Origin of the sequence: Immundisolibacter cernigliae (assembly GCF_001697225.1) — a bacterium.
GTDB lineage: Bacteria > Pseudomonadota > Gammaproteobacteria > Immundisolibacterales > Immundisolibacteraceae > Immundisolibacter > Immundisolibacter cernigliae.
In genome coordinates, this window is the sequence record NZ_CP014671.1 from 1,232,323 (window position 1) to 1,256,843 (window position 24,521).

Here is a 24,521-nt window from a genome sequence, read left to right on the forward strand (position 1 = left end):
TGGGGGATTTAATGGTCAATAGCTCTGCGGTCGGTTCAACAGCGGTGAGTGCAGGGACGAATCGCGATATCCCGGGCGCCGAATTAGGACTCCCGACGCTAGTCACACAGGTCTTGATCGAGCGCGGCGAAAAGACCGCCGACGGCACACTCATAATGGCAGTCGCTCCCGCTTGGCATGCAATCCTTTGGGTCATCATGCAAAACCCCGAATGCATTCATCAAATCCCGCCCGACAAATGGGAGGAGATCATTGCCGGCGCCTATGAACAAGATGGGTTCGACGTCGTACTGACGCCTAGGAGCGGCGACGGCGGACGGGACGTAATCGCCGAGAAGCGAGGCTGGGGCAGCGTAAGATTCATCGATCAAGTCAAGGCTTACAAGCCCGGGCACCTCGTCACTGCCGACGAGGTTAGATCTCTTGTGGGCGTTCTTCACGCCGATCAGAGGGCCAGCAAAGGCCTAGTGACGACCACGTCAGATTTCGCGCCTCGCATCCTGAGTGATCCGTCGATCTCGCCATTTTTGCCAACCCGGCTCGAACTGGTAAACGGAAAGGCTCTTGTAGAGCGTCTGTCAAATCTTGCTGCGGGTTGAAGCTGGCGTTGCTGCCGAGCACAGGCGAGACAAATGGCTAATCCGGGAAATGTCTTGCGCCTGCATGCCGCAGCTGCGTATTAGGATGGGATCATGCTGGCATTAGTCGAAGCACATCGCGCGGGTTTGTTCGGCCGCAAGCACTGGCTGCCGAACCTGGTGTCCGGCGTCATCGTCGGCATCGTGGCGCTGCCGCTGGCAATGGCCTTCGCCATTGCGTCCGGCGCCAAGCCGGAGCAGGGCCTGTACACCGCCATCATCGCGGGCTTTCTGGTATCGGCCTTCGGCGGCAGCCGGCTGCAGATCGCCGGCCCGACCGGCGCCTTCATCGTCATCCTGTCCGGCATCACGGCCAAGTACGGCATCGCCGGCCTGCAGATCGCCACCCTGATGGCCGGCGTGATCCTGCTGCTGCTGGGCCTGGCGCGCCTGGGCACCATCATCCGCTTCATCCCGGACCCGGTGATCCTGGGCTTCACGGCCGGCATCGGGGTGATCATCTGGGTCGGCCAGTGGCGGGATTTCTTTGGCCTGCCGGCGGTAAGCGGCGAGCACTTTCACGAGAAGCTGTGGCAGTTGCTGCAGGCCCTGCCACACCTGCATCCGACCACCACGGCGCTGGCGGCCCTGTCACTTGCGCTCGTGATCGTGGCGCCCAAGCTGCCCGGCATGAAGCGTGTGCCCGGACCGCTGGTCGCGCTGGTGGTGGCCAGCGTGCTGCAGGCGGTGTTTCAGTTCGACGGCGTGCGCACCATCGGCAGTGCGTTCGGCGGCATTCCGCAGGGCCTGCCGACCCTGCAACTGCCGCAGATGTCGGCCAGCGATGTCATCGCCCTGATCGGCCCGGCCTTCACCATCGCCATGCTGGGTGCCATCGAGTCGCTGCTGTCGGCGGTGGTGGCGGACGGCATGGCCGGCACGCGCCACAACTCCAATCAGGAGCTCATCGGCCAGGGCATCGCCAACATCGTGGCGCCACTGTTCGGCGGCATCGCCGCCACCGGCGCCATTGCCCGCACTGCCACCAACATTCGCAACGGCGGCACCAGTCCGCTGGCCGGCATCGTGCACGCCCTGACGCTGGTGCTGATCGTGCTGTTCCTGGCGCCGCTGGCGGTCAACGTGCCGCTGGCGGCACTGGCGGCGATTCTGTTCATCGTGGCCTGGAACATGAGCGAGGTGCGGCATTTCGTGCGGATGGTCAAGCGTGCGCCCCGCGCCGACGTGGCGATTCTGCTGGTGACCTTCGCCCTGACCGTGTTCGCCGACCTGGTGGTGGCGGTCAACATCGGCGTCATCCTGGCCACGCTGCACTTCCTGCGCCGCATGGCGACCAGCGTTGAGGTGCGTCAGGCAACCGAACAGGAACTGAGCCAGGAGTTTGCGCACCTGGGTCTGGTCAGGCTGCCGCCGGGCGTGCTGGTCTACACCGTCGAAGGGCCGTTCTTTTTCGGTGCGGTGGAGAATTTCGAGCGCGCCCTGGCCGGCACCCACACCGACCCGCGCGTGCTCATCATCCGCCTGCGCTGGGTGCCTTTCATCGACATCACCGGCTTGCAGACCCTGGAAGAGGTGATCCGCGACCTGCACAAGCGCGGCGTGCGGGTGATGCTGCTGGGCGCCAATGGGCGCGTGCAGGGCAAGCTGGAACGGGCCGGCATCATCGAGCTGATCGGCGCAGACAACACCTTCGCCGCCTTCGGCGATGCGCTGGCCGTGTGCCGGGAACTGGCCGAGCACGATCCGAAAATGGCGCACGACCGGGCGGTGCTGCTCAGCGAGACTGCCGATTCGATCGTCGTGACTTCGCCGTCAGACGAGAACGGCAGATGACCTTGGGTCTGGGCCGAAAGGCGCCTCGGACCGGTTGGCCGTGCCCTGAAGAAACCCGTGCGTGCCGAACGGCCAGCGCAGGACGGTCAACGCACCGGCGTCACCGGGCAAACCCTTACATCCGCAGGTGCGCCGGGGCTCAGCTGCACGCTCAGAAAGCTGCCCGGCTCGCCCAGCACCGGGTGCGGGGCGCCGCTGTACCAGGCAGTGGTCGCACCGGCTGATACGTCCCGTGCGCAGTGGATGTGGCCCAGCGCCAGGTAGTCGAAATCGGCGTTTTCGATTTCGTGCGCGTGGATCGGCGAGGAATTGCGCGACTCGCCGGCTGCCGGCACATGCACGCCATGCGCCAGGCCGAGGTACCACAGGCCCGGATCGGGCCGGGCCGGCGGATCGGCCAGCGGCCGGTGGCCTGGATGGTGATCGACCAGGCCGCGGCCCCACACGGCCACGCCCAGTTCGGGCAGGGTCAGCATCTGCCCGGCCGGGTCCAGCAGCAGGTGCAGGCCGGCGGCGGCGAAGTCGTGGCGGTGATAGACGGCGTTCTCGGCCAGGCAGTCGTGGTTGCCGGGAATCATCACCACCGGGAACGGCAGCGCCGCCAGGCGCTCGCAGGCCCACTCGACGGTGTCGACGGTGGCGCGGTTGTGGTCGAACAGGTCGCCCGCCAGCAGCAGCAGGTCCGGCTGCCCGGTGCAGATGGCCTCCAGCAGGCTTTCGAACAGGGCGCGGTCGCGGTCGTGGCGGGCGCGGTTCCAGTCGCCGCCGTAGTAGTCGCTGTCGAGGTGAATGTCCGAGCAATGGGCCAGACGCAGGGCGCGGTGCATGGCGATTCGTAGGCACTGTGGGGGACGGCAAAGATACCACCCGCGCCTACACCGGCCGGTCGGCACCCAGCGAGATGCGGTGCATGACGCGCCGATGGCCGTGGTAGTCGTTGATCGGGTTGTGCTGGGTGCAGCGGTTGTCCCACAGGGCCAGCGTGCCAACCTGCCAGCGCAGGCGGCAGGTGAATTCCGGCCGGCACAGGTGGGCGAACAGGTAGTTCAGCAGCGGCGCGCTTTCGTCCTCGGTCATGTCCTCGAAACGCACCGTGTGGCCGCCGTTGACGTACAGCAGCTTGCGGCCGGTTTCAGGGTGCGTGCGCACCACAGGATGCACGGCGCTGAACGCTGCATCGGCGGCGAGCTTGGCGCCGCCTTCGGCCAGGCGATCCTCGCGCGTCCTGGTGACATCGGCCTTGGCCGAGCTGTTGACGGCACGCAGACCGTCCAGCACCCGGCGCAGACCGTCCGACAGCGTCTCGTAGGCCAGGTACATGTTGGCGAACAGCGTGTCGCCCCCGACCGGCGGCAGCTCGCGCGCCAGCAGCGTGGCGCCGATGGGCGGCGTTTCCAGATAGGCCGTGTCGGAATGCCACAGGCCACCGAAGTTGACCCGCTCGTGCGGCAGCTTGATCACCGGCACGATCAGCGGGTAGCCATCCAGACCGCGCAGCATGGGGTACTCGACCGGCTCGGCGATGCGCCGGGCAAACGCCAGGTACTGATCGGCCGTCAGATGGTGGTCGCGAAAGAACAGCACCAGGTGCCGCAGCCAGGCGTGGCGTATCTCGGCCAGGACCGGGTCAGGCAATTCCCCGTTGAGGTTCACAGCGCCGACTTCCGCGCCCAGAGCGCCCGCCACCGGGGCCACGCTGATGTGCCGGTATTCCATCTTCCCCTCCGCGCGGGTCAGGGTGCCCGCGTCCAGCATAGCCCGGCAAATGGCCTGTCTGGACTATTTGGCCCGGGCGCGGATGCGCTGCTGGGCCAGCTGCGTCAGGGTGATGGCCTTGGCCACGTCCGCGCTCTTGCGGATGTGGCGCAGCATCAGAATCTTGGCCGCATCCGCGTCGCGCTCCAGCAGCCGCTGCAGGATTTCGTGATGCTCGGCGTAGGTGTGGTCCACGCGCGTGGCCTCGGTGAAGTCCAGCCGCCGCACGATGTGGATGTGTTCGTTCACGTCCTTCAGATAGCCCGCCAGAACACTGTTGCCCGCCCCGGCGGCCAGTGCCATGTGGAAGCCCTCGTCGCGCGCCACCATGGTTTCCATCGGCGGCGGCTGTTTGGGCGCCTGCTGCGGGTTCCAGACGGCGGCCAGTTTCTTGATCTGGCTGTCCGGCATGGACACGCAGGCCAGCTCCAGGGCGCGCATTTCGAGTGCGATGCGCACGTCGTAGTAGTGGTTGATGGTTTCGATGTCGATGTCGCGCACGAAACAGCCCTGCTTGGGGCGAATCGTCAGGTAGCCCTCCGCCGCCAGACGCTGCAGGGCCTCGCGCACTGGCGTGCGACTGACACCGAAACGGACCGCCAGCTCGTTCTCGGTCACCCGGGCGCCCGGATACAAGCTAAAGCCCAGGATCATGTCCTTGAGCTGGCGGTAGATGTCGCGCGGGCTGGCAGCGGGACGGGACGGCATGTGCGCCTCCGATGGGGCCTTGGGTACGCACCATTGTATGCAAGCGAAGCGCCGCGGTGGTGCATCCAGGTGCGCCAATCGCTATTGGCACGTGCCGCCGGTGGCCGCTGACTCAGCAATTCCTTTACGTTGCGCCGCCGCGCGGCGGCTGGCACGCCTTTTGAATATCACGATGTATGCAAGAAGCCGGTAACCGATACCGGTCTCGTGCCCAGGGAGCAACCGCCATGATCGAAATCACAGCCAAACCCTACCCGCTGCGTCTGGACCCGGCCAGCAGCGCGCTGATCGTCATCGACATGCAGCGCGATTTCCTGGAACCGGGCGGCTTCGGCGCCATGCTGGGCAACGACGTGTCCCTACTGCGCAGCGCCATCGTGCCGTGCCAGCGCCTGCTCGAGGTGGCCCGCAAGGCCGGGATGCTGGTCATCCACACCCGCGAGGGGCACCGGCCGGATCTGAGCGATGCGCCGCCGGCCAAGCTCGCCCGCGGCAAGGGTCCGACCCGCATCGGGGACCTCGGCCCGATGGGCCGCATCCTGATCCGCGGCGAGCCCGGCCACGATTTCATCCCGGAGCTGTACCCGCTGCCGGGCGAGGTCGTACTCGACAAACCCGGCAAGGGTTCGTTCTGCCAGACCGACCTGGCGCTGATTCTGGCCAACCGCGGCATCCGCAGCCTGCTGGTTGCCGGCGTCACCACCGAGGTGTGCGTGCACACCACCGTGCGCGAGGCCAACGACCGCGGCTTCGAATGCGTGGTGGTCAGCGACGCGGTGGCCTCGTACTTCCCGGAATTTCACCGCGTGGCGCTGGACATGATCAGCGCCCAGGGCGGCATTTTCGGCTGGGTTGCCGACTCGACCGCCGTGTGTTCCGCCCTGACCCGTATTGCTGCCTGAACCGTTCCACCCACCCGCGAGGCCCCGCCATGAACAGCACCGCTCCAAAACTCTGGTCGCCCGGCGACTGGAACGCCTTCTTCGGCTTCGGCACCAACATCCTGGTCAACCTGCTCACGCTGACGGCGCTGCTGCGCTACGTCATCAAGCTGCCGGACGACATCGTGTTCGGGCGCATCCTGCCGGCCACCGGGCTGATGCTGTTCCTGTCCACGATCTACTACGCCTGGCTGGCCTATAAATTGGCGAAGAAAGAAGGCCGCGACACGGTCTGCGCGTTGCCATCGGGCATCAGCGTGCCGCACATGTTCGTGGTGGTGTTCGTGATCATGCTGCCGATAGCCGCCGCCAGCGGCGACCCGATCAAGGGCTGGGAGGCGGGGCTGACCTGGGTGTTCGTGCAGAGCTTCGTGCTCATGGCGGGCGGCTTTGTCGCGCCGTGGATCAAGAAGATCACCCCGCGCGCGGCGCTGCTGGGAGCACTTGCCGGTGTGTCGATTGCCTTCATCTCGATGAAGCCGGCGCTCGACATGTACATGGACCCGGTGATCGGCCTGGCCTGCTTCGCCATCCTGCTGGCGAGCTGGTTCGGCGGCGTGCGCTACTGGAAGGGCATCCCGGCCGGCCTGGTGGCGATCGGCGTCGGTTCGCTGATTGCCTGGGGCGGACTGGCGTTTGGCTTCAACTTCGGTGGCATGAGTCTGGACAAGCTCGGCGCGTCGTTTGCGAGCTTCGGCTTCTCGGTGCCGCTGCCGGCGATCGGCCATGTGTTCGGTGGCTTCGAATACCTCAGTGTGATCCTGGTCACCGCCATTCCGTTCGGCATCTACGATTTGGTCGAGGCCATGGACAACGTGGAAAGCGCCGAGGCCGGCGGCGACCACTTTCCCACCACCCGCGTCATCACCGCCGACGGCGTGGTGAGCCTGATCGGCTGCCTGCTGGGCAATCCCTTCATCAACGCGGTGTACATCGGCCACCCGGGCTGGAAGGCCATCGGCGGGCGCATTGGCTACTCGGCGGCGACCGGCGTGATGGTGCTGATCCTGTCCTGGTTCGGCATTCTGGCGGTGATGATGGCGCTGATTCCGGTGGTGGCCATCTCGCCGATCCTGCTCTACATCGGCATGCTGATCGGCGCCCAGGCCTTCCAGGAAACCCCAAAGAGCCATGCCCCGGCAATCATCCTGGCGCTGATCCCACAGGTGGCCGGCTGGGGCAAGCTGATGATCGACAACGCACTCGGCGCCGCCGGCACCAACGCCGCCGCGGTCGGCATCGACAAGCTGGCCGGCACTGGGGTGCTCTACCACGGCCTGGAACTGCTCGGCAGCGGCGCCATCCTGACCAGCCTGATCCTGGCGGCCGTCGCGGCCTGCATCATCGACCGCGCCTATGGCCGGGCAGCGGGCTTCGCGCTGGCGGGCTCCGTGCTGACCTTCTTCGGGTTCATGCACAGCGAGGCTATCGGCCTGGCGCAGAGCCCGACCGTGGCCTTCGGCTACCTGCTGGTGGCCGGCGGTCTGTTTGGCCTGGCACGCCAGACCGCTGCCCAACCGGCCGGCATGGGGGTGGTGGCCCTCGAAGTGGCCGACTGATCCGGGGCGGGCTCGGCGCTGCCGATCCCGCCTTTTTTTCGATGCCTATTGCATACATCGTCGTATTCAAAAACCTCGCAGGAGTCGTATCATGAAAAGCACCCGCAGCTTCGCCCCGTTGCGTGCCCTACCCGCCCTGGCGCTGACGGCCGGGCTGGCCGCGCCGGCCGCGCAGGCCGGCTCGGCGCTGTTCGCCACCACCAACATCCAGTACCTGCATGGCACCAGCTACGCGGACTTCGATCCCAACGGCGGTTTCAGCCACACCGACGAGGCCAGCATCATCACCATCGAGCACTTCAACGCCTGGAAGTACGGCGACAACTTCATCTTCGTCGACATCACCAACCCGGACCGCGAGGGTGATGCCTTCGGCACCACCACCGAGGCCGATGGGAGCTTCTATGCGGAAATCTCGCCGCGGCTGTCGATCGGCAAGATGTTCTTCGACAAGGAGCTGTCGTGGGGCATCGTCAAGGACGTGCTGTTCACTTCCACGCTCGAAATCCCCGAGTCGCCGGTCGAGCAGACCTGGCTGTACGGCCTGGCGGTGGACCTGAACCTGCCCAAGTTCCAGTTCTTCCAGGTCAACTGGTACATCCGTGACAACCAGGCCTCGGGCATCGACACCGGCCAGCAGGTGACGCTGGCGTGGGCGCTGCCGTTCAAGGTCGGCCCGCTGCCGCTGTTGTTCGAGGGCTTCTTCGACTACGCCTGGGGCGAGGATCCGCTGCAGGACAACATCATCACCGCGCCGCGCCTGCTGGTGGATGTGGGCGACCTGGCCGGCTTCGGGGCCGGCAAGCTGCAAGCCGGCGTCGAGTATCAGATCTGGCGCAACAAGTTCGGCATCGATGACATGGACGAGGATGTGGCCCAGGCGATGGTGAAGTGGATCTGGTGACGATGAGTCCGGCCAGCGGCGGGGGCACCCCGCCCCTGCCCGACCTGCATACGCTGCGGCGTGCGTTGGCCGACGGCCTGACGGCGCAGGCGGTCATCGAGCAGGTCATCGCCCGGCGCCGGGCGGTGGCCGCCGATGGCATCTGGATAACGCCAGTGCCCGACGCGGCGCTGCGGGAGCGGGCCAGGCAACTCGATGCCGGCCCGCGCGGGCCGCTGTTTGGCGTTCCCTTCGCCGTCAAGGACAACATCGACGTGGCCGGCCTGCCGACCACCGCCGCCTGCCCGGCCTTTGCCCATATGCCGGACCTCACGGCCCCGGCGGTGCAGCGCCTGCTGGATGCCGGCGCGGTGCTGGTCGGCAAGACCAACCTGGACCAGTTCGCCACCGGTCTTTCCGGCACCCGCACGCCGTATGGCGCGCCGGCCAACGCCTTCGATGCCGACTACATCTGCGGCGGCTCCAGTTCGGGCTCTGGGCTGGCGGTGGCGCACGGCCTGGTCAGCTTTGCGCTGGGCACCGACACCGCCGGCTCCGGCCGGGTGCCGGCGGCGCTCGGCAACCTGATTGGCCTCAAGCCCAGTCGCGGCCTGATCAGTGCACGCGGCGTACTGCCGGCCTGCCGCTCGCTGGACTGCGTGTCGGTGTTCGCGCTGACCTGTGCCGATGCGCAGGCGGTGCTGGACGTGATCGCCGGTTTCGATGCGCTGGACCCGTTCTCGCGCACGGTTGAGGCTCGCAGTCCGGGCGTCGGGGCCGGCTTTCGTTTCGCAGCGCCGCTACCGGGGCAACGGGAATTTTTCGGCGATGGCGCGAGCGCCGCCGCGTTCCAGGGGACTCTGGCGACTCTCGCGAGCCTGGGCGGTGAAGCGCTTGATATCGACTACGCACCGTTTCGCGAAGCGGCCCGCTTGCTGTACGAGGGCCCCTGGCTGGCCGAGCGGCACCTGGCCATCGGCGCATTCATGGCCGCTGAACCGGAGGCAGTGCTGCCGGTGGTGCGCGACATCATCCAGGGCGGCGGCCGGTACAGTGCCGGTGATGCGTTTGCAGCCCAGTACCGCCTGCTGGCGCTGCGCCAGGCCCTACGGCCGGAGTGGCAGCGCATGGACGTGCTGGTCACGCCGACCATCGGCACGGTGCCGACCCGCGCCGCAGTTCTCGCCGACCCGGTCGTCATGAACGAGCGGCTTGGCTACTACACCAACCACATGAACCTGCTGGACCTGTGCGCGGTGGCGGTGCCATGCGGATTTTTGCCGTCTGGCCTTCCGTTTGGCGTGACCCTGCAGGCACCGGCCGGCAACGACCGTGCGCTGCTGGTGCTGGCCGACCGGCTGCACCGGGCGCTCAACGAAACGCTCGGCGCCACCGGCCTGCCGCTGGCCGCCACGCCGCCGCTCGTCGACGACTCGCAAGGCGAAGCCCTGTTCCCGATCGCCGTCTGCGGTGGCCACATGCAGGGCCTGCCGCTGAACGGCGAACTGACCGGCCTGGGCGGCCGGCTGCGCGAGCGCACGCGGACCGTGCCCGCCTATCGCCTGTACGCGTTGGCGGGCTTCAGCCCACCACGCCCCGGCCTGGTGCGTGACCCGTCCGGTTCGAGCATCGAGCTCGAAATCTGGACCCTGCCGCTGGCCGCGGTCGGACCCTTTCTGGCCGGCGTGCCGGCACCACTCGCTATCGGCAGCGTCCAGCTGGCCGACGGCAGCTGTGTGAAAGGCTTTCTGTGCGAGGGCCACGCCGTGAGCGGCGCGACGGACATCACGTCCCTGGGCGGTTGGCGGGCTTGGCTGGCGAGCCGCTGAGCCGGTTGCACGAAACTTGCTTCGTTGGCGTGGCGGTGGCGTAGTGGCGACACGGCCCCGAATCGCCTTCACTCCCATCGAGAATCGACACCATGCCAGAACGCTTCCTGGACGCCGAGCCCTACCCCTGGCCGTTCGATGGCGATCTGCGCCCGGCCAACACCGCGCTGATCATCATCGACATGCAGACCGACTTTTGCGGTCCGGGCGGCTACGTCGACACCATGGGCTACGACATCTCCCTCACGCGCGCGCCGATCGAGCCGATCCGCGCCGTGCTGGCGGCGTTTCGGGCCGGCGGCTTTCACGTCATCCATACCCGCGAGGGGCATCGGCCGGACCTTGCCGACCTGCCAGCCAACAAGCGCTGGCGCTCGCGGCGCATCGGTGCCGGCATCGGTGATCCCGGTCCCTGCGGCAGGATTCTGGTGCGCGGCGAGCCGGGCTGGGAGATCATCCCCGAATTGGCGCCGCTGGCCGGCGAGCCGGTCATCGACAAGCCCGGCAAGGGCTCGTTCTGTGCCACGGACCTCGAACTGCTGCTGCATGTGCGCGGCATCCGCAACCTGGTGCTGACCGGCATCACCACCGACGTGTGCGTGCACACCACGATGCGCGAGGCGAATGACCGTGGCTTCGAGTGCCTGCTGGTGGCAGACTGCTGCGGGGCGACCGATCACGGCAATCACCTGGCAGCACTGAACATGATCAAGATGCAAGGCGGGGTGTTCGGAGCAGTGGCCGATTCGGCGGCGCTGCTGGCCGGCCTGCGCGCGTGACGGCGCATTCGACGGCGTTCGCTGACCTGCTGCAACGCGCCGCGGAGCCGGACCGGCTGCACTGGCAGGTCTTGCGGCAGGGCGTGCAGTTCCATGCCCTGTACGGCCAGCCGGGGGTTGGGCCCGCCGCCGCGCTGCTGCGCTACGCCCCCGGCGCCACGGTGCCGGAACATCACCACACCGGCTACGAACACATTCTTGTGTTGCAAGGCTCGCAACGCGATGGCCAGGGACACTACCCGGCCGGTGCGCTGCTGGTGAGCCCGCCGGGCAGCCGGCACAACGTGGTCAGCGACGATGGCTGCCTGGTGCTGGCAATCTGGTCGGCACCGATCGAATTCGTCACCGACGCGTGCGGGAAACGCTGAAGTATTCAGCGTTTCCCGCAGCGCAGGGATGCGCTGTCAAAATCAGCGGCTGCAAGCTGCTGATTGTGTGAGCCATCGGAAAACTGTGGGAGCCCGGCTGCGCCGGGCGATCATCGCGCAGCGAAGCTGCACTCCCACAAGGTTTTTCGGTAGCGGGCACTGAGAAATCCAGGATGGATTTATTCAGCGCTTCCCGAGCGTGCCGCGGCGCCGACCAACCGGCGCCGCGACGCACCCCTCAGGAACGCGGCCTATTCGGCGGCATCATCCTTTTTCATGTCCTCGACCGTCTCGTCGATCTTCTCGCCGGCCTCCTCGGCTGGCCCCTGCTGGCCAGCGTCCTCGACGGCGTCCTTGGCCTGCTCGACGGCCTGATCGACCTTCTCGCCCGCCTCCTCGGCAGGCCCCTTCTCGCTGCAACCCGCCAGCGCAAGACAGGCCAGCGCCGACAGGATGATCAAAGGCTTGTTGCTCATGCGCACACTCCCGGATGTGATCGAAACACACCGCGTGCCCCTCCCGGACAACGCGGCCCCGCCGCCGTGACGGGACCGCCAGCTTACCAGCGTGCCGGCATCAGGCCACCACCTGGTTCGGCGGCTGCTTGTGGAACACCAGGCCATCGCCGGACACGTCGACCTGGATGCCGTCGCCGTCGGCCAGCTTGCCGCCCAGAAGATCGCGGGCGAGCGCGTTTTCCACGTGCTGCTGGATGGCGCGCTTCAGCGGCCGGGCGCCGTACACCGGGTCGAAGCCGACGTTGGCCAGCCAGTCGAGCGCCTGGTCGGTGAAGCGGATCGTCATGTCCCGCTCGGCCAGGCGCGCCCGCAGCGCACCGATCTGGATGTCGACGATCCGGCGCAGCTGCTCGCGGCCCAGCGCATGGAACACCACCGTCTCGTCGATGCGGTTGATGAATTCCGGCCGGAACTGGTGGCGCAGCACGTCCATCACCGCCGCCTTGATGGTGTCGTAGGGCTGACCGGCCAGTTCCTGGATGCGGTCGGAACCCAGGTTCGAGGTCATCACCACGATGGTGTTGCGGAAATCCACCGTGCGGCCGTGGCCGTCGGTCAGGCGGCCGTCGTCGAGCACCTGCAGCAGCACGTTGAACACGTCGCGGTGCGCCTTCTCGATCTCGTCGAGCAGGATCACGCTGTACGGGCGCCGGCGCACGCGTTCGGTCAGCTGGCCGCCCTCCTCGTAGCCGACGTAGCCGGGCGGGGCACCGATCAGCCGCGCCACCGAGTGCTGCTCCATGTACTCGGACATGTCGATGCGCACGATGGCCTGCTCGGTGTCGAACAGGAAGCCGGCCAGCGCCTTGCACAGCTCGGTCTTGCCGACGCCGGTCGGCCCCAGGAACAGGAACGAGCCGATGGGGCGTTCGTGCGCCGTGAGCCCGGCCCGCGAGCGACGGATGGCGTCGGCCACCGCGCGCACCGCCTCGTCCTGGCCGACCACGCGCTGGTGCAGGGCGTCCTCGATGTGCAGCAGCTTCTCGCGCTCGGATTCGAGCATCTTGGCCACCGGGATGCCGGTCCAGCGCGAGATGACCTCGGCGATTTCCTGCTCGGTCACCTCGCTGCGCAGCAGCTTGCGCGGGCCCTGTTCGGCGCTGGCGGCATTCTCAAGCTGGCGTTTCAGTTCCGGGATGCGGCCGTACTGGATCTCGGCCGCACGCTCCAGGTTGCCGGCCCGGCGTGCAGTCTCGAATTCCTGATTCAGGCGGTCGAGCTCCTCCTTGATCGACTGCGTGCCGCCCACGGCCGCCTTCTCGGCGCGCCAGATTTCCTCCAGGTCCGCGTACTCGCGCGACAGGCGGCCAATTTCCTCGTCGATGGTCGCCAGACGCTTGCGCGAGGCCTCGTCCGGCTCCTTCTCCAGCGCCAGACGTTCCATTTTCAGCTGGATCAGGCGCCGGTCCAGGCGGTCCATGGCCTCGGGCTTGGAGTCGATCTCCATGCGGATGCGGCTGGCCGCCTCATCGACCAGGTCGATGGCCTTGTCCGGCAGCTTGCGCCCGGAGATGTAGCGATGCGACAGCGTGGCCGCGGCGACGATGGCCGGGTCGGTGATCTCCACGCCGTGGTGGACCTCGTAGCGTTCCTTCAGACCGCGCAGGATGGCGATCGTGTCTTCCACCGACGGCTCATCGACCAGCACCTGCTGGAAACGGCGCTCCAGCGCGGCGTCCTTCTCGATGTACTTGCGGTACTCGTCCAGCGTCGTGGCGCCCACGCAGTGCAGCTCGCCGCGCGCCAGGGCGGGCTTGAGCATGTTGCCGGCGTCCATGGATCCTTCCGCTTTTCCAGCGCCGACCATGGTGTGGATCTCGTCGATGAACAGGATGATCCGGCCTTCCTGCTTGGACAGCTCGTTCAGCACGGCCTTCAGACGCTCCTCGAACTCGCCGCGAAACTTGGCGCCGGCGATCAGCGCGCCCATGTCCAGCGCCAGCACCCGCTTGTCCTTGAGGCCCTCGGGCACCTCGCCGTTGATGATGCGCTGGGCCAGGCCCTCGACGATGGCGGTCTTGCCCACGCCCGGCTCGCCGATCAGCACCGGGTTGTTCTTGGTGCGCCGCTGCAGCACCTGGATGGCGCGGCGGATTTCCTCGTCGCGGCCGATCACCGGGTCGAGCTTGCCCTGGCGGGCGCGTTCGGTCAGGTCGATGGTGTACTTGTCGAGCGCGCCGCGGGCCTCCTCGGCGTTCTCGCTGGTGACTTTCTCGCCGCCGCGCACGGCATCGATGGCCTGCTCCACCGCCGCGCGCCGGGCGCCGGCGTCCTTCAGGATGCGACCGGTCTCGCCGCTGTCCTCGAGCGCCGCCAGCAGGAACATCTCGCTGGCGATGTAGTCGTCGCCGCGCTGCTGGGCGTACTTGTCGGCCAGGTTCAGGGCCCGTATCAACGCCTGTGACGGCTGCACGTCGCCGCCGGTGCCCTCCACCCGCGGCAGACGGTCCAGAGCCTTGCCCAGATCGGCCCGCAAGCGGTCCACCGCGATCCCGGCCCGCGCCAGCAGCGAGCCCACTCCGGCGCCGTCCTGCGCCAGCATGGCGCTGAGCAGGTGCAGCGGTTCGATGAACTGATGATCCCGCCCCAGGGCCAGGCTTTGTGCATCCGCCAGCGCCTTCTGGAACTGGCCAGTGAGTTTGTCCATGCGCATGTCCGAGTCTCCGTTTCGGCGCGGGCAGCGCGCCACTTGTTGTGCAAGGTGGGGCAGCCGGCCGGGGCATTCAAGCACTGCCGGCGCGTCACCTGAGCGCGATCAAGCGCCCGCGCCTGCAATGCGAATGAAACATCGGGCGCATAACTTTGCCGCCGCCAGAATCAAGGGCGGCACGATCGCGCCCCGGCTTGGTATCACCCCCCATCCGGGCCGGATACGGACCGGAAATCCCATGGAGTACCCACGCGTGAGCAGCCAATTGCATCCCGACAGCGCCCTTGAACAGACCGATGAGTGCAGCAATCCGTCCGCCAACCCAAGCTTCAACGATGTGCTCGAACAGCGCCAGTTGAGCCGCCGCGGCTTTCTGAAAAGCTCGGTCACCGCCACCGCCGGCGTGACTGCCGTCACGGTACTCGGCGGCACCATGGTCGATGCGCTGACCCGCTATGCGCAGGCCGCCCCGGCACCGCTGGGCGGCATCGGCTTCGCGTCGGTGCCTGCCAACGTGGTACCCATGACCGACGCGGTCACGGTGCCGGCCGGCTACAGCGCCCGCGTACTGGTGGCGTGGGGCGACCGCCTCGGCGCCGGCGCGCAATGGAACCCGGCCGACCCGATGGACGAGGCGACCCAGCTGCAGGCCTATGGCGCCCATACCGACGGCATGCATTTCTTCCCGTTCCCGGGCGCGGCCGGCAACGTCCGCGGCCTGCTGGTCAGCAACAGCGAGTATGTCGACCCGCCGCTGGTCCACGGCATCGTGCCCGCGTCCGCCTACAGCTCGGCCACGATCACGCTGGACATGGTGCGCGCGCAGCAGGCGGCGCACGGCGTCAACATTGTCGCCGTCGGCAAGGACCTGATCGGAAGGAACCACGGCGCATGGAAGCTCATCCACCACTCACCCTACAACCGCCGCATCACCGGCAATACGCCATGCGAGGTGCGCGGCCCGGCGGCCGGCCACCCGCTGCTGCGCACGGCCGCCGACGCCAGCGGCAGGCGCGTGCTGGGCACGCTCAACAATTGCGCCCACGGCCATACGCCCTGGGGCACCTACCTGACCTGCGAGGAGAACTTCAACGGCTACTTTGGCAGCGCGTCCACTTTCGACCGAACAGCGCACGAGGCCCGCTATGGCCTGAACGCCGGCGGCTTCGGCTACCGCTGGCACGAGGCTGACGAGCGCTTCGACCTGAACACGCACCGCAACGAAGCGAACCGCTTCGGCTGGGTGGTGGAGATCGACCCCTGGAATCCGGCCAGCACGCCGGTCAAGCGCACCGCCCTTGGCCGCTTCAAGCATGAGAGCGCCGGCGTGGTGGTCGGCCCCGACAACACCGTGGCCGTCTACATGGGGGATGACGAGCGCAACGAGTACGTCTACAAATTCGTCTGCGCACGCAAGTTCGATCCCAAAAACCGCGCCGCCAACCGCAACCTGCTGGACGAGGGCACGCTGTACGTGGCGCGCTTCGACGCCGACGGCAGCGGCACCTGGCTGCCGCTGGTCTGGGGCCAGAACGGCCTGACGCCCGACAACGGCTTTGCCGACCAGGGCGAGGTGCTGATCAAGTGCCGCCAGGCCGCCGACCGCGTCGGCGCGACCATGATGGATCGCCCCGAGTGGGTGGCCGTGCACCCGAGCACGCGCGAGGTCTACCTGACCCTGACCAACAACAGCCGCCGCGGCAACACGCCGGCATCCGGCAACCAGCCGGACGGCACCACCGCCGCCGCCAGCGCCAACCCGCCGGTCGATGCCGCCAATCCGCGCCCGGACAACGACTTCGGTCACATCATCCGCTGGCGCGAGAACATGGGCAGCACGGCGGCCACCGGCTTCGCCTGGGACATCTTCGTCAAATGCGGCGACCAGGCGACCACCAAGACGCTGGGTGGCAGCTACACGCCGGACGGTCACGACGGCTACCTGGGCAACATCAACGGCGACGATTACGGCGCACCTGACGGCCTGTGGTTCGATCCGAGCGGCCGCCTGTGGATCCAGACCGACCAGGCCGGCGACGGCAAGGGTGACTGGGTCAACATCGGAGGCAACGTGATGATGTGCGCCGACCCGTCCAGCGGCGAAACGCGGCGTTTCCTGACCGCGCCGCGCCACTGCGAGGTCACCGGCGTCACCGCCACGCCGGACGGCAAAACGCTGTTCGTGGGCATCCAGCATCCGGGTGAGGACTGGAGCGTCAGCCCAACCGACAATTCCACCTGGCCGGACAGCGGCATCAACGGCCCGACCACGGCCAGCGGCCTGGGCATGGTCTACAAGCCGCGCTCCGGGGTGGTCGCCATCACGCGCGACGACGGCGGCGTCATCGGCGCCTGAGCGCCGGCGGGGTCGAAGCATCCTGCACCTGCCCGGGGCCAAGGGCGCCCCGGGCAGGCCTTCCATCTGCGCCCGCCGCTGCGTTGACGCCATCGACGCCCGGCGGCGGGACACCATGAGCGCACCGGGCCAGCCATAATGCGGCACTCATCCGACCCTGACCGGAGGCGCCGCCCATGCACCCCGATGCCAACACCCTCGCGGCCATCCCCGCCCAGGTCCGCGCCGCGCTGGACGAAGACATCGGTACGGGCGATCTGACGGCTGCCCTGGTTCCCGAAAATGTCGAGGCCAGCGCCCGTGTCGTGTGTCGGGACCAAGCCGTGCTGTGCGGTCAGGCCTGGTTCGATGCGGTGTTTCAGGCGCTCGATCCGCGGGTCGAAATCACCTGGCAGACGCGCGACGGCTACGACCTGAGCGCCGGCCAGACCCTGTGCCAGGTGCGCGGCCCGGCGCGCGCCATCCTCACCGGCGAGCGCTGCGCGCTCAATTTCCTGCAGACGCTGTCGGGCACCGCCACCACCACGCGCGCCTACGTGGCGGCCATCGCCGGCATGCACACCAAGCTGCTCGATACCCGCAAGACCCTGCCCGGCCTGCGCCTGGCGCAGAAATACGCCGTCCACGTGGGCGGCGCACTGAATCACCGCAAGGGCCTGTACGACGCCATCCTGATCAAGGAAAACCACATCGCGCTGGCCGGTTCGATCACCGCCGCCATCGAGGCCGCCCGCCGCCTCGCGCCGCCCAACACGCCGGTCGAAGTGGAGGTCGAGAACCTCGATCAGCTGCGTTCGGCGCTGGCCGCGGGCGTCAAGCAGGTCCTGCTCGACAATTTTCCGCTCGAACTGATGCGTGAGGCGGTGAAACTGGCCACCGACAAGGCCACGGTCGAGGCCAGTGGCGGCGTCGGCATCGAGGGCCTGCGCGCCATTGCGGCCACCGGTGTGGATTTCATCTCGGTGGGTTCGCTCACCAAGCACGTGCATGCGGTCGACCTGTCCCTGCGCGTCGACCAGCTGGGCCCGGCAGTCTGAGAGCTTGCGACATTCAAGCTCTCAGACCGGCCAGGGATGGCCGGACGCGAATCAAGCACGCAAGGGCTTGATTCGCGGGAGCACGTCCGGGCGTGTACCGGACGTGCGACGCAAGAAATGCACAGGACGTGCATCTCTTCACAAACTCGGAGCACCCGCCGGGCAAAAGGCCTCGGCTATCCGCGCCAGCGGCCGTTGACCATGTCGTCCACCACCTTGTACTGGTGGCGCACGGCCACTTCCTGGTCCGACAGGATCATGTGCTCGATGGCGCCGGAGTTCAGACCCGCCTGCGTGGTCTCCACGGTCGACAGGTCCTCGCGCAGCAGGTCACGCAGGTACAGCTTCGAGAACTCACGGCTGATGCGCTCGCCGGCGTTGGCCGGTGGCAGCATGTAGAAGTTGTACTCCCAGGCCGTGCGGTCCACCGCCACCGGCCAGAAGTGGTAGGTGAAGAACCAGCTGCTGGACACGTCCACGAAGAAATTCGGGAAACACACGTTGATGTCGAACAGCCAGTTGGGGTGGCCCTCCGGGTTGGTGCCCGGCACGCGCTGCGCACCGGCGTTGCCTTCGTGCAGCCACAGCGACTGGGCGTACTTGAACGACAGCGCCTCGGCCGGGCTCGGCTGATACTCCGGATTGAACGGCACCGAGGCCGACCGGTGCGGGCCGTACAGGCGCACCGAGGTCAGGTGCGCGTAGGGATCGTCCTGGGTGCAGCCGGCCGCGGTCGCGGTCAGCTTGTGCACGAAGCGACCGTGGTAGGACTCCTGAAAGGCGTCGACGAACACCTTCCAGTTGCAGTTCACGTCGGCCCTGAGCGTGTGCATGCGCTGCATGGTGTGAAACGGAAAGTCCTTGATCTGCTCGCCGAAACCGCCCAGATACTCGGCCAGCGGCGCGGCGGCCGGATTGACGGTCACGAAAATGAAGCCGGCAAAGGTCTCGCAGCGCAGCGGCGGCAGGCCCAGCTGCGCGCGGTCCAGATCGAAGAACACCTCCTCGTCCGGCACGAACACGCACTGCCCGGCCGTGTCATAGGTCCAGCCGTGAAAGCCGCACGCAAAGCCCTTGGCATTGCCGCGGCCCTGGACCACCTGATTTCCGCGGTGGCGACACACGTTGTGAAAGGCCCGCACCTGGCCATCGTCCCCGCGCACCAGAATGATCGAGGCCTTCAGGACGGCGATGTCCTTGACCACGTAATCGCCCGGATTCGGAATGTCCTCGACCCGGCCGAGGTTCAGCCAGACCTTCCTGAAGATGGCCTCACGCTCGCGCTCGAAATACTCGGGCGACACCACCGGCGCCACTGGCACCGGTCCGGTGCCAAGATCGGGGCACTGGCGCAGGTACGGATGCAGCGTGTCGACAGCAGGCTTGTTCATGGGAAACCTCCTTCGCTTGAATCAGGCCGGCAGAATATGGAAACGGGCCGCCTCAAAACCCCACGGCACGTCGGGGTCCTTGTAAATCTCGACCGCCGGCGCCACCTCCATGAACATCAGCGCAAGATCGAGCAGCGCCTGGTTTGCCGGCTCGAGCGCCTGCAGGGATTGTTGGTTCAAGTGCTGGATAATGGCGTCCATGCGCGGCAGCAGCGTGTTGTAGAACGCCTGCAGCTCGGCCATGGACGAAGCCCGGCGTTGGCGGTTGCGCGCCGCCTCGTCGCCGATTGCCCAACCGGCTGTGATCAGGTGTTCGATATCCGCGAACTGGCTTGGTAATGCCATCGTTTTTTCTCCTCCTTGCACGGCCCCGGGCTGTCCGGCCCGTCAAACCCCATGCTGGCGCAGTCCGAAGGCCGGCGCAAGCCCGACCGAATGATCGTTTAAACCCATGCTGATCAACCTGCGCTCAGTGACCGTCCAGTACTCCCGCGAGCCCGTGCTGGAGCGGGCCAACCTGGTGGTGGAAGAAGGCGACCGGGTGTGCCTCATCGGCCGCAATGGCGCCGGCAAGTCCACGCTGCTCAAGGTCTTGGCCGGCGAGCTGACCCCCGACGCCGGCGAGGTGGAACGCCGCGATGGCCTGCGCGTGGCCCAGTTGCCGCAGGACGTGCCGCGCGACATCGGCGGCTCGATCTATTCGGTGGTCAGCGCCGGCCTTGGCCCGCGCGGGCATTTGCTGGACGAATACCATGCAGCGCTCGAAGCCGGCGCCGATCAGGCGCGCCTGGACAGCCTGCAACATGCGCTCGAAGCGGCCGGCGCCTGGACCGCGCGGGTGGAAGTGGACGCCCTGCTCACGCGCATGGGCCTGCCGGGCGCAAGCGAATTCACCACACTGTCCGGCGGCATGAAGCGGCGCGTGCTGCTGGCCCGCGCGCTGGTCAGCCAGCCCGATTTGCTGCTGCTGGACGAGCCCACCAACCACCTCGATCTTGCAGGCGTCACCTGGCTGGAGGAATTCCTGCTCGGCACGCCCCTGACGCTGGTGTTCATCAGCCACGACCGGGCGTTTCTGGACCGCATCGCCACGCGCATCGTGGAAGTCGACCGCGGCGCGCTGCACAACTGGCCGGGCCGGTATGCCGACTACCGGCGGCGCAAGGTCGAGGCGTTGGAGTCCGAGAGCGCCGCCAACAAGGACTTCGACAAAAAGCTGGCCCAGGAAGAAGCCTGGCTGCGCCAGGGCGTGAAGGCCCGCGGCACCCGCAACATGGGCCGCGTGCGGGCGCTGGATGAGCTGCGCGAACAGGCCGCCAACCGGCGCAAATACCAACAGCCTGCGCAAATCCGGGCGCAGTTTGGCGAACAGTCCAGCAAGCGCGTGCTCGAGGCGCTGCAGGTCAACGCGCGCATCGCCGGCACCACCGTGCTGCGCGAGTTCAGCTTCAAGCTGCAGCGCGGCCAGGTGCTGGGCATCATCGGCCCCAACGGCTGCGGCAAGACCACGCTGCTGCAAGTCCTGCTCGGCCAGCGCGCGCCGGACAGCGGCACCCTGATCCACGGCGAGAACCTGCAGGTCGCCTACTTCGACCAGAACCGCGAACAGCTGGACCTGGAACGCGACGCCGTCTGGAACGTGGCCGACGGCGCAGAACGCATCGACTTCGACGGCAGCTCCCTGCACGTGCTGGGCTATCTGAAGGCGTTTTTGTTCACGCCCGATCGGGCCCGCACGGCCGTCAAGCTGCTGTCCGGCGGCGAGCGCAACCGCCTGCTGCTGGCGCGCCTGTTCGCCAAACCCTCCAACGTCCTGGTGCTGGACGAACCGACCAACGACCTGGACGTCGAGACCCTGGAACTGCTCGAGAGCCTGATCCTGAACTACCCCGGCACCGTGCTGCTGGTCTCCCACGACCGCGCCTTTCTGAACGAGGTGGTCGACGGCCTGCTGGTGCACGAAGGCGAGCGCGGCTTTCGCCACTACGTCGGCGACTACGACGACTGGCTGCGCCAGCGGCAAGTCGAAGCCGAACCCGCGCGCAAGGCGGCCAGCACCCCTGCCCCACCGCGCGCCAAACCTACCGCGCCTGGCCTCACCCCAGCCGAGCAGCGGGAACTCAGGCGCCTGCCGCAGGACATCGAAAAGCTCGAAACGCGCATCGCCGCTGCGCATCAGCGCATGGCTGCCGCAGACTTCTACCAGCAGCCGGTCGACGCCCAGCGCCAGGCCCAGCAGGCTCTGCTGGAGATCGAAACAGCACTTCAAGTCAACTACGCCCGCTGGGAAGAACTGGAATCGCGCCAATGCGCGGCATCAACCCCAAGCTTTGAGTGAGTCGGCGCCGCTACAAGACGCCCAGACATCGAAAGCACCGCTCGATGCCCACCGGCAACGCGGCCAGCCTACCCCGTGCCGTCTCACGACACGAAGCGTTCGGATGAACAAAAAAATCAGCAATCGACAGTAACTGCAAGACCTTATTAGCAAGTTTTAATGTAAGGTGTCTCAATGTCGTTGAGCGGCTGCCAGTTTGGGAGGCATAGATGAGTCAGAAGGACCGCAAAGGATTGACGACGACCGGCGACACGCTTCCGGCCGAGACCCCCTTCGAAGGGGGCGACCTGATCGTCCACTACCTGCAGCAGATCGGCGTCGAATACATATTCGGCGTACCGGGCGGCGCCATCGAACCCCTGGTCAACGCCATCGCGCGCGGCATGCGCCGCGGTGGCCCCAAGCTCGTCGTCGCCCGCCACGAATCGGGCGCTGCCTTCATGGCCGACGGCTATGCCCGGGAAACCGGCAAACTCGGTGTGTGCTTTGCCACCACCGGCCCGGGGGCGACCAATATGATTACCGGGGTTGCAAATGCCTATCAGGATGGCATTCCGCTGCTCGCTATTACTGCGCAAACGCGACTTGAAAATTTTGGGCGCGGTGGATTACAGGAATCAAGCTGCACATCTATCGACACCGTTAGTATCTACAAAAACTGTACCCTCTATAACAGCCTCGTTTCGCACACTAAACAGCTTGAAAATAAACTGATCAGCGCGATCCTGGCAGCTTTCCGCGAGCCCGGCGGGTCGGTCCATCTAAGCCTACCGCTTGATGTAACTCGTGCGCAGGCACACGCGCCCAAATTCGTTAACGACCTCGAAAATTTGATCAAACCGCGTGAGTTTGTGGATGAAACATCGATTGCGCTCCTTTTGAAAAAAATTTGGTCGGCAAGAAAAATCTCCTTCGTTCTCGGCGAGGGCGCCAAAGGAGCGGTTGGCCGCATTCTTGCTCTGGCCCTTGAATTAGATGCAACCGTGGTCGCAACACCTTTCGGAAAGGGTCTCATCAGCCCATACCACCGTCAGTTTCGCGGCATCATCGGCATGGCCGGACACAGTAGCGCCGTGGCGGCCCTGAGTGATCCATCAGTCGACTGCATCATCGCAGTAGGCACAAGCTTGGGAGAATTCGCCACAGCCAACTGGAACGGCCCTGCGCTGCTCAATCACCGACTCATACATATCGACGCCAACGCCCACAATTTTTCTGGTTCGCCCATAGCCCAGATGCATGTGCACAGCAATCCCGTTCAGGTGTTTGAGCACCTCGAGCAAGGCGTACGCCAATTGCGCCTTACGCTGCCTGGTAGCAATGCAGACCTGCAACTTGACAACCCGACAACACCGCGTCGGCCCAAACCTGTGCTGGCTTATTCCCATAGAGCCGTTCCGGAGGGTTCTCTTCGCGCAAAGCCAAACTGTATTTTGGACGAACCCGACAAATATTTTTCAGACGCAACCCCAATAAAACCACAGCGTGTCATGGCTGATTTGCCGGCTCTCCTGCCACCTGGCACACGTTTCGTCGCGGATGGCACCGGTGCGAATTTCTGGGCAATTCACTATTTACATGTGCCCGACCGTCGTGGGGCCGAGCGCCGGCTTGCTACTGAACGCCGCCAAAGTCCGGGCGCCATGTCAGGCCATCGCAACAGCTTGCCGCGCCGCCGCGCCGACCAGAGAAAAGTATGGGAAAGTCTTTATCGCTGCCCTGGTGAATTTGGATCAATGGGGTGGGGGCTTGGCGCAGGTATCGGCACAGCGTTCGGTAGTCCCAACATGCCTGTCGTCATCTTGACTGGCGATGGGAGCATGCTCATGAACGGTCAAGAAATAACCGTTGCGCTGCAACACCAGCTTACGGTGATTTTCGTCGTGCTTAACGACCGTGCACTTGGCACAGTCAAGCATGGCCAGCGTCTGGCTGGTGCTGAGCGCATCGGTTTTGAGCTTCCTGATATCGACTTCGCCGCCATGGCGTCCGCCATGGGCGTGGAAGCGTGTCGAATTCGCAGCCCCCGAGAACTCAGGGCAGTGAATTTCGATGAAATCTGCCAAGGGCGTCGCCCGTATCTTCTGGACATACTCATAGATGCAGAAGAAGTACTGCCGCTAGGTGGAAGAATGAAGGCGCTGGAGACGGCCCCTTGACTGCAAAGGCAGAGGCTATTCACAGCCGTATCTGGGATGAGCAACCGGAAGCAGACAATCCCTTCACCGCCGCCGCCTGCTACTGCCGCGGCTACGACGTGTATGGCGAACTGCTGAACAAGGCAAGTTTCGTCGAGTACCTGTACCTGCTTTTCGTCGGCGAGCGCCCAACGCCGACACAGGCGGAGCTCCTTGAGCGACTCGCCATTGCGCTGGCCAATCCCGGCCCCAGGGAAGCAAGCGTACACGCGGCCATGTGTGCCGGCGTAGGCGGCTCACCCGCCGCCGCGGCACTGATGGCGGCGCTTGGGGTGGGGGCCGGCAACCTTGGCGGCGGGCACGAAGTGCGGGTCGCGATGGAAGCCTGGGAGCGGCTGGGCTGTGATCTGACCGCCTGGCAGGCCTTCCTGGCAGATCCGCCGCAAGCCGAGCGCGCCGACATCTGGACGCCAATGGAACACGCACCAGGCTTCGATCCGCATGGCGTGGGCTGCGCCATGCCGGTTCTTCAGACTCTGGAAGTGCTGCGTACTGTCGGCGCCGGCCCGCATCTGCCCTGGCTCGCCATGCACCGCGAGGCACTCGAAGCGGCTGCGGGCGCACCACTTGCGCTGTCGGGTGTGGCCGCCGCCGCCTTCCGGGATCTTGGCCTCAGCGCCGAACAGGGCGAAATGCTGTACCTGCTGCTGCGCCTGCCGGGCGCTGCGGTACATGCGCTCGAACAGAAGCAATATGGCTTTCGGCGTTTTCCGTTTTTCCACGGAGCGGTCAAGTATGTGGGGCCAGGTGCCGATAACGCATGAACTTGAGGTGCTGCG

At 66.4% G+C, this 24,521-nt stretch carries 20 protein-coding genes; 13 read left to right on the forward strand and 7 right to left on the reverse strand.

The window, feature by feature from the left end:
• The first annotated feature begins 113 nt into the window (after positions 1-113).
• Together PG2T_RS15440 and PG2T_RS05875 are read left to right on the forward strand one after the other, a co-directional pair.
• Positions 114-599, forward strand: a complete 486-nt coding sequence (locus PG2T_RS15440) for a restriction endonuclease (protein WP_075968144.1) — start codon at positions 114-116, stop codon at positions 597-599.
• Between the two features lie 93 nt (positions 600-692).
• The gene (locus tag PG2T_RS05875; protein ID WP_068803397.1) at positions 693-2,432 is read left to right on the forward strand and encodes a SulP family inorganic anion transporter; all 1,740 of its coding nucleotides are present in this window, start codon (positions 693-695) and stop codon (positions 2,430-2,432) included.
• A gap of 86 nt (positions 2,433-2,518) precedes the next feature.
• Here PG2T_RS05875 and PG2T_RS05880 read toward each other — a convergent pair whose 3' ends face one another.
• The 3 genes from PG2T_RS05880 to PG2T_RS05890 all read right to left on the reverse strand — a co-directional run bounded on the left by PG2T_RS05880 (position 2,519) and on the right by PG2T_RS05890 (position 4,895).
• Positions 2,519-3,259 (reverse strand): metallophosphoesterase family protein, encoded by a 741-nt coding sequence (locus tag PG2T_RS05880; RefSeq protein WP_068803399.1) that lies wholly within the window; start codon positions 3,257-3,259, stop codon positions 2,519-2,521.
• Between the two features lie 46 nt (positions 3,260-3,305).
• Complete coding sequence (locus PG2T_RS05885; protein ID WP_068803406.1) at positions 3,306-4,148, reverse strand: TauD/TfdA dioxygenase family protein; 843 nt, start codon at positions 4,146-4,148, stop codon at positions 3,306-3,308.
• Between the two features lie 63 nt (positions 4,149-4,211).
• On the reverse strand, positions 4,212-4,895 hold the full coding sequence (locus tag PG2T_RS05890) for a GntR family transcriptional regulator (RefSeq protein ID WP_068803409.1): 684 nt from the start codon (positions 4,893-4,895) through the stop codon (positions 4,212-4,214).
• A 227-nt stretch (positions 4,896-5,122) separates the two neighbouring features.
• On the opposite strand from PG2T_RS05890, the gene PG2T_RS05895 reads away from it, so the two are divergent.
• The 6 genes from PG2T_RS05895 to PG2T_RS05920 all read left to right on the forward strand — a co-directional run bounded on the left by PG2T_RS05895 (position 5,123) and on the right by PG2T_RS05920 (position 11,254).
• The gene (locus tag PG2T_RS05895; RefSeq protein ID WP_068803411.1) at positions 5,123-5,797 is read left to right on the forward strand and encodes a cysteine hydrolase family protein; all 675 of its coding nucleotides are present in this window, start codon (positions 5,123-5,125) and stop codon (positions 5,795-5,797) included.
• Positions 5,798-5,826: 29 nt separating this feature from the next.
• Positions 5,827-7,395 (forward strand): regulator, encoded by a 1,569-nt coding sequence (locus PG2T_RS05900; RefSeq protein ID WP_068803413.1) that lies wholly within the window; start codon positions 5,827-5,829, stop codon positions 7,393-7,395.
• Between the two features lie 91 nt (positions 7,396-7,486).
• Positions 7,487-8,299, forward strand: coding sequence for an outer membrane protein OmpK (locus PG2T_RS05905; RefSeq protein WP_068803414.1), 813 nt, complete (start codon positions 7,487-7,489; stop codon positions 8,297-8,299).
• Entirely contained in the window at positions 8,287-10,107 is a 1,821-nt protein-coding gene (atzF, locus tag PG2T_RS05910; protein ID WP_202816441.1) for an allophanate hydrolase, read from the forward strand. The genes PG2T_RS05905 and atzF overlap by 13 nt, the downstream gene beginning before the upstream one ends.
• Positions 10,108-10,199: 92 nt before the next feature.
• Positions 10,200-10,886 (forward strand): biuret amidohydrolase, encoded by a 687-nt coding sequence (gene biuH, locus PG2T_RS05915; protein WP_068803416.1) that lies wholly within the window; start codon positions 10,200-10,202, stop codon positions 10,884-10,886.
• Positions 10,883-11,254, forward strand: a complete 372-nt coding sequence (locus tag PG2T_RS05920) for a cupin domain-containing protein (protein ID WP_068803418.1) — start codon at positions 10,883-10,885, stop codon at positions 11,252-11,254. The genes biuH and PG2T_RS05920 overlap by 4 nt, the downstream gene beginning before the upstream one ends.
• A gap of 251 nt (positions 11,255-11,505) precedes the next feature.
• On the opposite strand, the gene PG2T_RS05925 is transcribed toward PG2T_RS05920, so the two are convergent.
• Positions 11,506-11,730: a hypothetical protein gene (locus tag PG2T_RS05925; RefSeq protein WP_068803420.1), complete on the reverse strand. Its 225-nt coding sequence runs from the start codon at positions 11,728-11,730 to the stop codon at positions 11,506-11,508.
• Positions 11,731-11,830: 100 nt separating this feature from the next.
• Complete coding sequence (gene clpB, locus PG2T_RS05930) at positions 11,831-14,425, reverse strand: ATP-dependent chaperone ClpB (protein WP_068803422.1); 2,595 nt, start codon at positions 14,423-14,425, stop codon at positions 11,831-11,833.
• Between the two features lie 250 nt (positions 14,426-14,675).
• Here clpB and PG2T_RS05935 point away from each other — a divergent pair, with 250 nt between their 5' ends.
• Positions 14,676-16,778: a PhoX family protein gene (locus tag PG2T_RS05935; RefSeq protein ID WP_068807838.1), complete on the forward strand. Its 2,103-nt coding sequence runs from the start codon at positions 14,676-14,678 to the stop codon at positions 16,776-16,778.
• A gap of 176 nt (positions 16,779-16,954) precedes the next feature.
• Entirely contained in the window at positions 16,955-17,815 is an 861-nt protein-coding gene (nadC, locus tag PG2T_RS05940) for a carboxylating nicotinate-nucleotide diphosphorylase (RefSeq protein ID WP_068803424.1), read from the forward strand.
• 176 nt (positions 17,816-17,991) lie between these two features.
• Here nadC and PG2T_RS05945 read toward each other — a convergent pair whose 3' ends face one another.
• Both PG2T_RS05945 and PG2T_RS05950 read right to left on the reverse strand, forming a co-directional pair.
• Positions 17,992-19,206, reverse strand: a complete 1,215-nt coding sequence (locus PG2T_RS05945) for an aromatic ring-hydroxylating oxygenase subunit alpha (RefSeq protein WP_068803426.1) — start codon at positions 19,204-19,206, stop codon at positions 17,992-17,994.
• Positions 19,207-19,227: 21 nt separating this feature from the next.
• Positions 19,228-19,551, reverse strand: coding sequence for a hypothetical protein (locus PG2T_RS05950; protein ID WP_068803428.1), 324 nt, complete (start codon positions 19,549-19,551; stop codon positions 19,228-19,230).
• 106 nt (positions 19,552-19,657) lie between these two features.
• Here PG2T_RS05950 and PG2T_RS05955 point away from each other — a divergent pair, with 106 nt between their 5' ends.
• The 3 genes from PG2T_RS05955 (at position 19,658) to PG2T_RS05965 (ending at position 24,506) form a co-directional block, all read left to right on the forward strand.
• Positions 19,658-21,544, forward strand: a complete 1,887-nt coding sequence (locus tag PG2T_RS05955) for an ATP-binding cassette domain-containing protein (RefSeq protein ID WP_068803436.1) — start codon at positions 19,658-19,660, stop codon at positions 21,542-21,544.
• A gap of 209 nt (positions 21,545-21,753) precedes the next feature.
• Positions 21,754-23,703: a thiamine pyrophosphate-binding protein gene (locus tag PG2T_RS05960; RefSeq protein WP_075968145.1), complete on the forward strand. Its 1,950-nt coding sequence runs from the start codon at positions 21,754-21,756 to the stop codon at positions 23,701-23,703.
• Positions 23,700-24,506 carry a citrate synthase family protein gene (locus PG2T_RS05965; protein ID WP_068803437.1) on the forward strand — a complete coding sequence of 269 codons (807 nt, stop codon included), beginning with the start codon at positions 23,700-23,702 and terminating at the stop codon, positions 24,504-24,506. Before PG2T_RS05960 ends, PG2T_RS05965 begins: the two co-directional genes overlap by 4 nt.
• The last annotated feature ends 15 nt before the right edge of the window (positions 24,507-24,521 follow it).